11 protein-coding genes and 1 pseudogene are annotated in these 13811 nt (G+C 34.9%); all 12 read right to left on the bottom strand.

All coding sequences use genetic code 11. From position 1 onward, the window contains the following. Positions 1-20 precede the first annotated feature (20 nt). The 12 genes and pseudogenes from AC0NJG_RS16700 to AC0NJG_RS16645 all read right to left on the bottom strand — a co-directional run bounded on the left by AC0NJG_RS16700 (position 21) and on the right by AC0NJG_RS16645 (position 13795). Positions 21-1220, bottom strand: coding sequence for an NAD(P)-dependent malic enzyme (locus AC0NJG_RS16700; protein WP_474063234.1), 1200 nt, complete (start codon positions 1218-1220; stop codon positions 21-23). A 59-nt stretch (positions 1221-1279) separates the two neighbouring features. Continuing rightward, the gene (locus AC0NJG_RS16695; RefSeq protein WP_087953886.1) at positions 1280-2626 is read right to left on the bottom strand and encodes a 2-hydroxycarboxylate transporter family protein; all 1347 of its coding nucleotides are present in this window, start codon (positions 2624-2626) and stop codon (positions 1280-1282) included. Between the two features lie 122 nt (positions 2627-2748). Then, entirely contained in the window at positions 2749-3456 is a 708-nt protein-coding gene (locus AC0NJG_RS16690) for a response regulator (protein ID WP_474063233.1), read from the bottom strand. After that, positions 3453-5057, bottom strand: coding sequence for a sensor histidine kinase (locus AC0NJG_RS16685; RefSeq protein ID WP_087953888.1), 1605 nt, complete (start codon positions 5055-5057; stop codon positions 3453-3455). The genes AC0NJG_RS16690 and AC0NJG_RS16685 overlap by 4 nt, the downstream gene beginning before the upstream one ends. A gap of 78 nt (positions 5058-5135) precedes the next feature. Further along, positions 5136-5954: a methyl-accepting chemotaxis protein gene (locus tag AC0NJG_RS16680; protein WP_444876401.1), complete on the bottom strand. Its 819-nt coding sequence runs from the start codon at positions 5952-5954 to the stop codon at positions 5136-5138. Positions 5955-6074: 120 nt separating this feature from the next. Next, positions 6075-7088 (bottom strand): annotated as a pseudogene (locus AC0NJG_RS16675) (HAMP domain-containing protein); the annotation flags it as partial. 282 nt (positions 7089-7370) lie between these two features. Beyond that, entirely contained in the window at positions 7371-8108 is a 738-nt protein-coding gene (locus tag AC0NJG_RS16670; RefSeq protein ID WP_140421300.1) for a C39 family peptidase, read from the bottom strand. Positions 8109-8121: 13 nt separating this feature from the next. Beyond that, positions 8122-8943 carry a transporter gene (locus AC0NJG_RS16665; protein WP_087953891.1) on the bottom strand — a complete coding sequence of 274 codons (822 nt, stop codon included), beginning with the start codon at positions 8941-8943 and terminating at the stop codon, positions 8122-8124. Between the two features lie 224 nt (positions 8944-9167). Then, the gene (locus AC0NJG_RS16660) at positions 9168-10418 is read right to left on the bottom strand and encodes a sensor histidine kinase (protein ID WP_087997459.1); all 1251 of its coding nucleotides are present in this window, start codon (positions 10416-10418) and stop codon (positions 9168-9170) included. Further along, positions 10415-11086 (bottom strand): response regulator transcription factor, encoded by a 672-nt coding sequence (locus AC0NJG_RS16655; protein WP_001238626.1) that lies wholly within the window; start codon positions 11084-11086, stop codon positions 10415-10417. Before AC0NJG_RS16655 ends, AC0NJG_RS16660 begins: the two co-directional genes overlap by 4 nt. A 212-nt stretch (positions 11087-11298) precedes the next feature. Continuing rightward, positions 11299-12003 (bottom strand): metallophosphoesterase family protein, encoded by a 705-nt coding sequence (locus AC0NJG_RS16650; protein ID WP_474063232.1) that lies wholly within the window; start codon positions 12001-12003, stop codon positions 11299-11301. 415 nt (positions 12004-12418) lie between these two features. Then, positions 12419-13795: an ABC transporter substrate-binding protein gene (locus tag AC0NJG_RS16645; RefSeq protein ID WP_474063231.1), complete on the bottom strand. Its 1377-nt coding sequence runs from the start codon at positions 13793-13795 to the stop codon at positions 12419-12421. Positions 13796-13811 lie beyond the last annotated feature (16 nt).

The following is a 13811-nucleotide window of genomic DNA, read 5'->3' as shown; positions in this document are numbered from 1 at the left end:
TTAGGCACTGCTTTTAGCTATTAATAACGTGGTATTTTCGTAATTTGCGCCACCCCTGAATCAATGGCTGCTTTCGCTACTGCTTCTGCAACACTTGGAACAACTCTTTTATCTAATGGATTCGGGATTACATAATTCGCATTACGTTCTTCGTCCGTAATGATGTTAGCGATCCCATATGCTGCCGCTAATTTCATTTCTTCTGTAATATCAGTCGCGCGCACATCTAGCGCACCGCGGAATATTCCTGGGAACGCCAATACATTATTTACTTGATTCGCATAATCCGAGCGCCCGGTTCCTACTACAGCTGCCCCAGCCTCTAATGCATCCTCTGGGAAGATTTCTGGAATTGGATTCGCCATTGCAAGCACAATTGCTTGCTCATTCATCGTCTGTACAAGTTCTTTCGTTAATACGTTAGGAGCAGATACGCCAATAAAAATATCAGCTTGGTGAATCGCTTCTTTTAACGTTCCACGCACATGTTCACGATTTGTCTTTTTTGAAACTTCAATTTGTGCTTCGTTCATCCATGTTTCACCTTCACAAACAATACCTTCTAGGCTAACTAGCGTAATGTGCTTTGCACCAGCCTTTAATAATAATTTTCCAATTGCAATTCCTGCCGAACCCGCACCGTTAATAACGATTTTCACATTATCCATTTGTTTGCTAACAACTTTTAATGCATTAATAACAGCTGCTAAAACGACAATAGCTGTTCCATGTTGATCATCATGGAATACAGGAATATTCGTTTCTTCTTTTAATCGTTTTTCAATTTCAAAACAACGCGGTGCTGCAATATCTTCTAAATTAATCCCTGCAAATGTAGGCTCTAAATTTTTTACAAGGGTAACGATTTCATCTACATCCGTTGTGCCTAAACATAATGGGAAAGCATCTACATTCGCAAACTTCTTAAACAAAATACTTTTTCCTTCCATAACAGGCATAGCTGCTTTCGGTCCAATGTTTCCTAAACCGAGTACCGCTGTTCCATCTGAGACAACTGCCACCATATTACCACGTGCTGTATAGTCATACACCGTTTCTTCATCTGCCGCAATTGCTTTACAAGACTCCGCTACACCTGGTGTATACGTCAGGCTTAAATCATCCGCTGAATTTACTTCTACTTTACTTGTAATTTCAATTTTCCCTACTAATTCTTTATGCAATAACAATGATCTTTCATTAATTTGATTCTCTAACATACTTATAATCTCCCCTTAATTTGACAAGCTAGCTATATGAATATAGCTAGCTTGTTTGATCATGAAAACATTTTTAATAATATTGTCGCCGTTACAACCATTGCCGCTCCGCCTAAACGAGTCGAAATTTGCGCGAACGGCATTAATTCCATACGATTTGAAGCCGATAAAATAGCAACATCTCCAGTTCCGCCTAAACCGCTATGACATCCAGTTACAATCGCCGATTCAACTGGATACATCTTCATCACTTTCCCTACAAGAAAACCTGCTGCTACCATTGTAAGAACAACCGATGCGCACACAACAACATATCCTACTGAAAGAACCGCTGCTACGTCTTTTAACGGGATATATAGCAATCCTAATCCAACCATTAACGGCCAAGTTAAATTCTTCGAAATAAATTTATATAAATGGAATGCTCCTTGCTCCATTTTTGCTGGCATTAATTTAAAGTATTTCACAAGCGCTGCTGAGAAAATCATAATGATTGCCCCAGGAATACCGATGAACTTAGAAGCAAATCCTCCGAAGATGAAGAACGTACACGCAATTAATAAACCTGCTCCCATTAATGAGAAGTCAATTGGCTTCTCTGTATTTTGTTCTTTTAATAATTCCGCTTGATTGTCTGTTTTCACTAATACACCGTTACCACTAAGCTCCGGTTTCTTCTCACCTAAACGCTTCATATACCCTGCACTTACAATTGCGAACATATTTCCAATAATAGCTGCTGGAATAAGCTGTGATACAAACGTTGCTGATGATTCATTTAAAATATCACTATAAGCTAGCGACAATGGTAAAATCCCTTCCCCGATACCACCACTCACAATTGGTACGATGATAAAGAAGAATGTGTGCTTCATTTCAAATCCAAATAATGAACCGACCAATAACCCTACTGCTATAGAGGCTAACGTCCCTACTACTAAAGGAATAAACATGCGAACGAAACCTTGTACTAACACTTTACGGTTCATTCCTAAAATACTTCCGACTACTAAACAAGAAATATATAAATATAAAAAGTTCGATTTTTTCATTAACATAGTCGCAGCTTCCATTGAAGCTGGATTCATCCAGTTAAAAAATACAAGTAATGATGGAATAAATAACGAAAGTATTGCTGGACCGCCGATATTTTTTAAAATTGGAATTCTCATCCCAATATCGCCTAAGAAAATCCCCATGATCATAATAACTGCAAATCCACCAATCATATCTGCTGGCAATTTATTATATACAGATGCCCCATAAATAATAGCAGCCAATACTACATATAACGGTAAAGGTATAACACCGATTTTTACATTCATAATTTTAGAAGCGAAAGATTCTCTTTGTACTTCATTTCCTCCCGAAAATGATACCGCTTCCACATTCTTTTGAATTCCCATATGGCACCCCCTCGTTTTCTTAATAACAATATTAAAACGCTTTCAATAGTAAAAATAGTTTTTGTAAGTTTTGTAATTGATTTTGTAATTAAAAAAAGTATAAGCGACTTATATTAAGTCGCTTATACGTAAAACTCTATTTTCTTTTGATCAATACATCTTAATTTACTTACAGGTCTTCCTACATGTTGATACACCATTTCGTTTTCTAACACTCCAATTTCAGTTAAAAACATTACATACTTTCGAATAGAAACCCTTGAAACACCAACTAATTGCGCCATTTCCTCTGTTGTAAATGCTCGTCCGTTCAGCGAATCGATCTTCTGCCAAATTAATTGCAACGTTTGCTTCGTTAACCCTTTCGGAAGCTCTTTCGTGACAGTAGGCTCTCTTTTTTCTTTTTGCAAAATTAACGAGTCTAATTCCGATTGACTAATTTTTTGTTGTTCTTTCATGAAAGTAAGTTTTTCTCGATATATAGTTAACGCCTTTTTAAATCGTTCAAATGTAAATGGTTTAATTAAATAATCTACTACGCCATATTGTAATGCTTTTTTAATACTCCCCATATCATGTACAGCTGAAATCATCATAATATCGATTTCTTTTTCTTGATTCCGAATATACATTAAGAGCTCAAATCCAGTCTCTTCAGGCATAAAGATATCAAGTAATACTAAATCTACTCGTGATTCCTCTAATACTTCTAGCGCCGATTTTACGGAGTTAACTGCTTGAACAAGTTCAAATCCTCCTACTTGCTCTAAATAATGCGTATTTAACATTGCTACCATCGGGTCATCTTCTACAATTAAAACTTTAATCATATTTGCCTCTCATCCCTACCTTTAGGTATTTCAATTGTTATCGTTGTTCCCTTTCCCACTAATGAATGCATATGAATTTCCCCATTTATTCGCTGTATACTTTCTTTTACAAGATACAAACCATAACCACGGTTATCTCCTTTTGTGGAATAACCTTTCGTAAATAATGCCCCTATTTCTTCTTCTTGTACACCTTTTCCCGTATCTTGTACTGTAATGGTTAGTGTCTCCCCATATTGTATCTCAACTTCAACTTGCTTCTTTTCACAATTCGTCACTGCCTCTAATGCATTATCAATTAAATTTCCGACAATCGTAATAAGCTCATGAGTAATACTTTCATCATCTATTTCCGGCATATAAGAATCTTCACTTATAATTAATTTTATATTTTTCTCTCTAGCATAGCTAAGTTTTCCGAGTAAAAAACCAGCAAATACTGGACTTTTTATTTTTTTCATAATCCCACCAATTTCATATTGATGCTCTGACACCATACCACTTATATACTTCTGTAATTCTTCATACTGCTTCATGTGTGTAAGCCCTAATACGACATGCATTTTATTCATAAATTCATGAGATTGTGCCCGTAACGCTTCCGCATATAGTCTAATACCAGTTAATTCTTCTGCTAATTTTCTAATCTCTGTTTTATCACGAAATGTTGCAATTGCGCCAACTATTTCTCCTTTTACATATAAAGGAACACGATTCGTCACAATCGTAATTCCATAAATATTTTGTTCTTCGTTTAATTGCACCTCTCCCGTTTGTAATACTTCTTTTATACGCGAATTAGGCATGTACAACTCAACATCTTTACCGATAAAATCTTCTTCAAGTCCACTTTTCTTAAACAATCGTTTTGCCTCATTATTTATTAAAGTTACATTGGCCTCTTTATCTACAGCAATAATACCTTCCTTTACAGATTGGAGCATCGTATTTCTTTCTTCAAGAATTTTCGCTATCCTGTGAGGTTCAAGACCGAATAAACTTTTCTTTATATGTCTAGCTAGCAATATTGCTCCTATAATTCCGACTAGTACCCCAACTCCAACACCAATATAAATGATATGTCTACTTTCCTTAACTCTCTCTTTTACATTATCTGCTGAAATACCAACGGCCACCGCTCCAAGTTGTTCACCTGTTTCAGAAAATACAGGTACAAACACTCGCATTGAAATACCTAAAGTTCCTTCTGCCAGCGATACATGTTCCTTTCCTTTCAATGCAGGCCCTTCATCACCCCCAATAAAATGATGACCTATTTTTTGAGGATTTGGATGTGATTTTCTTATTCCATTCATGTCCATAACTACAATAAATTGAACACCTGTGTTTTTTAATATTCTATTTGTATACGTTTGGATTGCAGAAGGATCTGCTTTCCCAATTAAACCATCGATTACAATCGACTCATTCGCCACAATGTGTGCAATTGTTTTTGCTTTCTCTGCTTGGCTATCCTCCGTCGTCCGTTCTACATTATGACTAATTAATATATCTGTCACAAGTAAAGAAAAAATTACAACTGTACAAACTAACAATGTAATCGTTTTCCATAAATTCCATAGTCTTTTTCTTTTTTTCATCCCGTTAATGACTCCCCTAATTGCTGAATAGAAAAATAAGTAAGGTGATATTATTTTCACCTTACTTATCTGCTATTATTATACTTTAAATTTACTAGTCATCGCTTGTAGTTCTTCGGCCATCTCAGCTAAGTTTTGCGAAGCCGAACTAATTTCTTCCATTGAATTCACTTGTTCTTCTGTTGAAGCAGCAACACTTTGCATACTAGCTGTATTTTCTTCTGCAGCTGCTGCAATTTCATCAATAGCATTTGTCACTTCATTTGCATCTCCAGCAATTCTCTTCGTTGTTTCTACCATTTGATTCACTTGAGAAACAATATGTGTAGTAGAACTTAAAATTTCCGTAAAACTTACTTTCGTTTTTGTTACAACCTCAAGACCCTGTTGAACCTCCCCATTCACATTATCCATCGCCTTAACAGTATGTTCAATATCAGCCTTAATTTCTGCAATTAAATTTGCAATCTCTCCAGATGATTCTCCTGATTGCTCCGCTAATTTTCTAACCTCATCTGCTACAATAGCAAACCCTCGGCCCTGTTCACCTGCTCTTGCTGCTTCAATAGCCGCATTTAAAGCTAATAAGTTCGTTTGAGTAGCGATGTTTTGAATTGCTTCAGAAATAGCTCCTACCTGCTTTGATTTCTCATCAAGAAGTTTAATAATAGCATCCGACTCGGATACCGACCTAGAAATAGACTGCATTTGTGTTGCAGTTTGTTCAACCAATTCTTCCCCTTCTTCAGCTCTTTCTTTCGCATGTAATGAGGAGATAGAAATTGATTCCGCGCTTCCAGTTACATCTTGAATTGCTATATTTACTTGTTGTAATGTAGCCGCACCTTCTTCAACACCTTGACTTTGTGATTCAGCCCCACCTGATACTTGTTCCATTGCAATTGTAATTTGATCTGTCGCATCATTTGCTTGCTGTACGCTCGCTGTTAACTCTTCAGCCGATGCCGCCACATGTTCTGCTGAAAAACTAATTTGAGTAATCACATCTTGTAAAGAGGCAGACATTTCATTAAAGGAATTCCCTAATTTCCCTATGTCATCCTTGGAATAGATTGTAATTTTCTCTGTTAAATCTCCCTTACTAATTTTATGTGCCGAGTCAGCTATTTTTCTTAATGGTCTTGTAATAGACTTTGTAATGAAATAAATTAATACACTACCAAATACAATAGCGATAGCAATAACAATAAAAGTCTTATAAAATACTGGATTCGCAGCTTGGGTAATTTCTTCATCAAACATAACTCCAACTACTTTCCAGCCCGTTTTCTCATTTGTTGCAAAGATTAAATTCTTTTTATCATCTTGTTCTGTATAAGAGACATTTCCTTGTTTTTCTTCATAAATCGGTTTAATCCAAGGGTCAGTAACTTTTGCACCTGGTTTTCTAGATGGATGACTAACAATTTGCTTATTTTGATCTAAAATAACTGCATAACCTTTTTCACCAATGTTAATCATTTTGGAAATTTTCAAGATGTTATCTAAATTTAAGTTAATTCCTATAACACCTTTACCATCTTTTACTTCTTTTGCAATTGTCACTACCATATTTTTTGTAGATGCTGATTGATATGGTGCAGTAACAATTACTTTCCCTTTATTTTCATGTGCTTCTTTATACCAAGATCTATCTGTTGGATTATACCCATCATCCATTTTGATAAATGGTTCTCTTATAAACTTTCCTGTCTGCGTTCCAATATAAATACCTTCTACTTCTGGATGAAGTTTTATATATTGCGCTAACTTCGTTCTTACTATTTCTTCTTGTCCGTTTGGATATGTATCCTCTGTTAAGATGTCTGCAAAGTATGCTGCATCAACAAATTTCTCTTCTATATTTTGAGAAATAACAGTATTTAAAATCGAAATATTTTCCTTTGCTTTACCTGTGATTTGTTGTTCAAAATTTGTTTTGGCAGTTTGATATGAAACACCGCCGATAATAAGTCCTGGTATAGTTAAAATAAGAAAAAATGAAATGATTAATTTTTTCTTGATGCTCATACATTTAACCCAGTTAAATATTTTTTGCATAATAAGCCTCCTTTATGGAATGTGGATACTTGTGTAATTTTATACAAGTAACATATATAAAACAATATATAATGATAACATGTAATATTTTCGTCAATTATGCATTTTTACATATTCACTACTTCTAAAGATGTAATCATAAAAAATAAGAGAACTTCAGCTTATATAATAAGATGAAATTCTCTTATTTCGTAACAAAAAACACCCACAAAACCCTCTCTTACAATTCCTTACATCTCTTTCCTTACTAATTCATTTAGAGCTTTTCACATAGCTAATCGCCTGACTCCCCATTTGCACCCATGCCTGTTCAAAACTTTCTCTCGGTACTTTTACATCTAAACTGTCACTTAGAGGATCTCGAATATATACAAATTCCTTATCATATCCAATAAGCACTACACAATGTTCATTATACGTAATAGAAACATCTCCACTATTTGTTTCCCACGTAGTAAATTCATTCTCATCTAATAGTGTAAATGTTGCATTCGTAATCATAACTACCGGTTTCCCTGATTTTACACTCTTATAAACTTCTTCTATACTCTTCCCTGTTAAGTCTATAGCTTTATTAGGTAAATATTTTTTCGCTAATTGAAAAAGTGGTCCATGATATACACCATATCCAGATTCAGAAAAGGTATAAATATTCCCTACAAATCCTTCATTCGGATCTCCTCTTACACCATTGTCTAAAAAATTCACCTTTTTGATTTCACTTGCCAATTCCATCTTATCTACTGAAACACCTGCATATTGTAACAGCATCGCTAAGCTCGTTACTTCGCATCCTCTATCCAGCTCTGGTAATTGCTGAATTAAGGGTACATTTGATAAGATGACCTTTTCATCATTATTACTAATTCCGCTTTGTATATTGAAGAATGTTAACTTCTCCGCATACTTTGTAATTCCATTTGTATATACATTCCATACTGCTATACCGAGTACAGCCATACATATATACCACTTCCATTTCCGTATCACTCTCACGCCCTTTTTAGTTCGTTAAATAAGAATAAAACGCGTCAGCATCCGTGCGAATTACCGGTACAAAATTTAGTTCTTTTCCTTTTTCAGGCTGTTCTTTTTTTATTTTTTCTGCTAGTTCTTGAGCGTTCCTATTCGTTTTATCCATATTAAGCTCATCTGCCATTTGTAACACCTTTTGTTCATTAATTTCACTTAATACTTGATATATATCTTTACCATATAAATCAATATGATATTTTTTTGCCTCTTCTTGCACTTTTTGTTCATACACTTCTTGTGCTAACTCTTCTATCCCTTTTCCTTTTTGTGAAATCCCTAACTTCCCTGCTTCCTCTCTTACTTTCCTTCCATAGATTTCTTCCGCAATTTCCTCTATTGCTTTTCCATTTGTTGAAATGCCTAGTTTATCCGCTTCATCATTAATTTTAATCGTATTAATTTGATTAATTAAATTTACAATCGTTGTATTCTCTATAGATATGCCTAGCTTTAGCGCTTCTTGCTTCACTTTTGTTTCATAGATTTCTTCTGAAAGAGTTCCAACATCTTTTCCTTCAATTGAAATTCCTAGCTGCTTCGCTTCTCTTCCTACTTCCGTCTCATGGATTTCTTTTTCTAGCGTAATTTGTTCTTTCCCTGCCGTTTCAATCCCTAAATTCTCCGCCTTTTCTTCTGTATGCACAGCATGTATCTTTCCATTGTTTAATTGTTCTTTGCTGCGCTGCTTGTAATCTGTCTTTCCTTTTGATGTTTCAGAAGGAGAGGCACCCCCTAATATACTTAAACTCATTACTCCAATAGTGAATACCATCATCATTTTCTTTTTCAAAATTAATTCCTCCCTCTTACAACTTCTTTTCCATCATGCCCATAAATTTTTTAATACTATACATAATCGAAATAACATTCTGATTGATATAATCTGCTCAAATACCTTTTTATAATCGTTTCTTTATAGGGCGAACTTTTCTGTATATAATACATGTTAAAAATAGTTTCTTAACTTTCCCTTAAAAAAAAGACGATCTTGTAAAAACAAGATCGTCTTCTCACTTATATTCTTTGGTTTTTAGGAAGAATCACTTCAAAGCAAGTACCCTCTCCCAATTGGCTCTCTACCGATATTTTCCCATAATGCTTTTCTACAATCCAGTTCGCGATTGAAAGGCCTAATCCCGCTCCTTCTGACGCACTTCTCGCTTTATCTCCTTGATAAAAACGATTAAATAGTTTTGGGATGTCCTCATCTTTTACTCCTATCCCATCATCTTTCACTCGTATACGAATCGAACTGTTCGTTTGCGTACAATCAATTTGAATATGCCCACCTTCATTCGTATACTTCATCGCATTATCTAACAATATGACCATCATTTGATGAATCCGCTCTCTATCCCCCATAAAAGATACGCCACGTTCTACTTTTAGTATCATTTCTTTTTCTTGATAAGAAGCAATCTCCTTATATGGAGCTACTATTTCTTCTAACAATTTATCGAGTTCAAATGTTTTCTTATCCATCTCAATTTGATTAGAATCAGAGCGTGCTAGCAATAATAAATTACTAACGAGTTTTGATAACCGCCTACATTCTTTTGAAATTGTAGAAATATCCATCGCTTTTTCTTCTATCGTAGCGGATGGTGACTGGAATAAAACATCCGTTTTTGATTGAATAACTGCAAGCGGTGTCCTTAGTTCATGTGATGCATCAGAAACGAATTGCTGCTGTTTTTCCCATGAATTTTGAATGGGTACAAGTGCCCTGCCAGCTAAGAAAAAGCCAATTCCTATTGCACATAAACTTCCTACGCTACAACCTATCACAAGAATTAAAAATAAAGTATGTAACATTTCTTTTTCAGCTGTTATATCCCTTGCAATTTGAACTATTTTTGCATCTTTCTGAAATGCAAATATTCTAAAATATTGTCCTTGTACTTCTATATCTTGCAAAGTTCCTAATTTCTTTGGAGAAAACTTTTCCAAATTATCTTCAAAGATAAAACGACGTTTGCCGTTTTCAATATCTATCTCCACCGTGTTTCCCAGCCAAGTTAACTCCATTATCCTTGGATCCCCAATTGGAGGATATCCCCTAATTTTTTTAGGTAGTTTTTTATCATCTGCATTCTTTCTATGTTGAACGGCTTTTTCTATTGATTCATTTACTCCACTATAAATACGCTTATATGTGTAAGAATAAATGATACTACCTAATACGCCTATCAAAATGATAAATACTAATGAATTCAATATAGTCAATCGAATACGCGTCTTCTGAAACATACTTCCCTTTTTCATTGTTCTTTTAATATATATCCAATACCTCGAACGGTTTGAATATCTTTCTGATAACCGAATGGCTCTAATTTTTTACGTAAATGATGTACATACACTTCTACAATTGCCACTGTCGTATCTGAATCAAATCCCCAAACACGATCAAAAATTTGTTCACGCATTAAAATCTTTCCGCTATTTTGAACGAGGTACTCTAGAAGCTCATATTGTTTTAATGTTAACTTCATACTTTGTCCATCTACTTGAACATCTTTATCTTTTCCAAACAGTTCAATCCCTTTATAGCGAATAGTCTGCTTTGTTGTTAAACTACCGCTTCGTCGCAATAAAGCACGAATTCTCGCTTTTAACTCTGGAGCCTGAAATGGCTTAACGATATAGTCATCTCCACCAAAATCCAACCCTTTTACGCGATCTTCTAAAGAATCTCTCGCTGTTAAAAACAGGACTGGTGTTTCAATCTTTTCATCTCGTATTTTTTGAATCACTTCAAAACCGTCCATTTCTGGCATCATCACATCAAGCAAAATAGCGTCATATATATTTTGTAATGCTAGAAATAATCCATCTTCTCCATTCAATGCTGTATCTACTTCAAATTCGTCGCGTAATATTTGGACAATAGACTCTAATAAGGAAGCATTATCTTCTACTACGAGTAAGCGCATATTCTCACCTTCCACCATATCATTCAATTCTATTTATAATCACATTCCTGCTTTTCCTAACAAAAGAATATAATCATATTTTGTAACTTCATTTTTAATTCGTTCTTTCTACACTTTTTCTTGATATAGAATTTTAAAGATTAATTATAAAAACTCTTCCTTAAATTTTGCTTAATAAAAAGTTGAAAGAAATAAGATTCTCCTTATCTCTTTCAACTTTTTATTACGTACACCTTTTTACTCGGCAATTCTAAACAATTTAGCTGGCCGCCATATACAGCACCGCCATCAATTCCAATAATTCGATTACTACCAAAATACACGCCGCAATTCTCACTACCGTGAAGCGTTTTTGTTTCCGTATGACCAAATACAACAACCTTTTCACCGCTATATCCATTATGAAACTCATTACGGGTCCACATTAACGTATATGGTTCACATTCAGAAACTCGTTTCAATGGCTCAACACCAGCATGTACAAATATATACTTTTCTGTTTCAATGTAATGATCTAATTCTTGAATAAACTTTACATGTTCTTCTAAAACATGCGATTGTAAAATCGGTTTTTGGAAGTCTTCCTCATTAACTACAATATCTTCTTCTACAAATCCATAGCTGTATAAAGTCTTATCTCCACCGTTTCTTTTTACCCAATGGTTCCATGAACGTTCTTCATTTGTAGTTAACGCCTTAATCATCATATCTTCATGATTGCCCTTTAAAACGAAGGCCCCCTCTTCTTTCAATTCTTTTACCCTTTCAATTACAGCACGCGCATTTGGACCACGATCTACATAATCTCCTAGTAAAATTAGTTGATCCTGTTTTGCATCGTATTGAGCTTCTTCCAATAACTGTTCGAACTTTTCTATCTCTCCATGAATATCACTAATAACAAGAATTCTTTTCATATTATCCCCTTCTTTCTAAGCCACTCTCTTTCTAATTATAGTTCAAAACGGCAGAAATTTCTGAACCCAAATCCGAAATCACATTTATTACAAATAAAACGATTATCCTTACAACAATGTAAGTCTCTTGTCATCCAATTCGATAGTTGCGATTGCTATATTTCCTTATACTAAAAGTAAGAAATGAAACAAAAAACAAGGAGAGATGAGATATGAAAAAAGTGATGGAAGTTATGGTAGCAGTGGCAGAGGTTTTCGTAAATGGCAAACAAGTTGCAATGGAGTTAAACAAATAATGAAAAGGACAAGATTCATTCTAGACCCTTTACTCATATAAAAGAGATAAGACTTCTTCATTTTTTTGATCCCTTATCTCCTAAAAAAAGCCGTATCCTTTTTCGGATACGGCTTTCTCTTATTTTTGACTCGTACGAGCTGAAATACTAATTGCTCTATCTGTAGCTTTTGCAGCTTCATCTAACGCTTCTTTACTATTCTTTCCGTCATACATTGCTTCTAATGCTTTTACAACTGCATCTCGTGATTCTGGGAATACACTAATTAAAGCACCTTGTGTTGCTGGAGATTGTTTCGTCGCTTGCAATTGATCTACTGTTACTTTCAACTGTGGATATTTTTCATATTGCTCCTTCACTAACGGTTCATTATATGCATCCGGATTAATAGAGAAATAACCTGTTGCAGTATGCCATTTTGCTTGTACATCTGGCTTCGTTAAATATTTCATAAAGTCCCAAGCACCTTGTTGTGTTTCTTCTGAAACCATATTCGTCATCCATAATGATGCACCACCAATAACAACACCATTTTGTTTTGAATCTTCTGGGTATGGAATATATGAAACGCCTACATTAAACTTAGATGCATCAATTAAATCACGAACACCTGCTGAAGAATCTAAATACATAGCAACTTGTCCAGACTGGAACGCGGCACGAATATCATCCCAACTTGCTCCATACTTTCCTAGTGCACCAGCTTTATTTAACTCATCTAGCATCCCAAATACTTTCTGTCCTTCTTTACCGTTAAATACAGCTTTCTTTGCAGCATCTTTACGACCATTTTCATTATCTACATATAAAGCGCCTTGTGTCGCTAACAATTCTTCAAAGAACCAACCATAATTCAGCATTGAAAATCCATATTGTTTTACATTTCCGCCTTCTTTAATCGTTAACTTTTTCGCTGCTTCTTGTAATTCCGCATATGTTTTTGGAGCTTTCTCTGGATCTAAGCCCGCCTTTGCGAAAGCATCTTTATTATAAATTAATACTGGTGTAGATGAATTAAATGGCATAGAATACATTTTTCCATCAACTGAATAATAATTTGTAATTTCTTTTTCCAACTTTGAAGTATCGTACTTATCTTTTTTTATCCAACTATCAATTGGCGTAATTTTTTTACTATCAATCATATATTTTGTTGTAATTTCACTCGACTGAACAAGAGCTGGCGCTTCTTTCGTAGCAGACATCGTTCTAAACTTCGTTAAAGACTCTTCATATGTTCCTTGGAACTCTGGCTTTATCTCGTATTTATTTTGTGACTTATTATAGTCCGCAACAAGCCCATCTAGCACGCCTTGTGTTTTTCCACCCATCGCATGCCAAAAACGAATTACAGTTTTATCACCATTTTTTTCAACTGGTGCTACTTTTGCCTGCGCTTCCGGTTTTCCTTCTGTTTTACTATTTGAACAAGCTGCACTAGATAATGCCATTGTTGCTATCATTAATAGAGCAGCACCTTTTTTAACTAGACTCATTTTAATCTCACCTTCT

This window comes from Bacillus sp. SSR7, assembly GCF_055902415.1.
Note: the sequence above shows the minus strand (reverse complement) of the source record. Positions and strands in the feature narration are given on the sequence as shown.

What these genes read in the sequence shown, in the direction of transcription:
- AC0NJG_RS16645 (WP_474063231.1), bottom strand. Translation starts at nt 13,795, where the DNA reads ATGAGTCTAGTTAAAAAAGGTGCTGCTCTATTAATGATAGCAACAATG.
- AC0NJG_RS16660 (WP_087997459.1), bottom strand. Translation starts at nt 10,418, where the DNA reads ATGAAAAAGGGAAGTATGTTTCAGAAGACGCGTATTCGATTGACTATA.
- AC0NJG_RS16700 (WP_474063234.1), bottom strand. Translation starts at nt 1,220, where the DNA reads ATGTTAGAGAATCAAATTAATGAAAGATCATTGTTATTGCATAAAGAA.
- AC0NJG_RS16655 (WP_001238626.1), bottom strand. Translation starts at nt 11,086, where the DNA reads ATGCGCTTACTCGTAGTAGAAGATAATGCTTCCTTATTAGAGTCTATT.
- AC0NJG_RS16685 (WP_087953888.1), bottom strand. Translation starts at nt 5,057, where the DNA reads ATGAAAAAAAGAAAAAGACTATGGAATTTATGGAAAACGATTACATTG.
- AC0NJG_RS16695 (WP_087953886.1), bottom strand. Translation starts at nt 2,626, where the DNA reads ATGGGAATTCAAAAGAATGTGGAAGCGGTATCATTTTCGGGAGGAAAT.
- AC0NJG_RS16690 (WP_474063233.1), bottom strand. Translation starts at nt 3,456, where the DNA reads ATGATTAAAGTTTTAATTGTAGAAGATGACCCGATGGTAGCAATGTTA.
- AC0NJG_RS16650 (WP_474063232.1), bottom strand. Translation starts at nt 12,003, where the DNA reads ATGAAAAGAATTCTTGTTATTAGTGATATTCATGGAGAGATAGAAAAG.
- AC0NJG_RS16680 (WP_444876401.1), bottom strand. Translation starts at nt 5,954, where the DNA reads ATGGAACAAGTATCAGGTGGGGCTGAATCACAAAGTCAAGGTGTTGAA.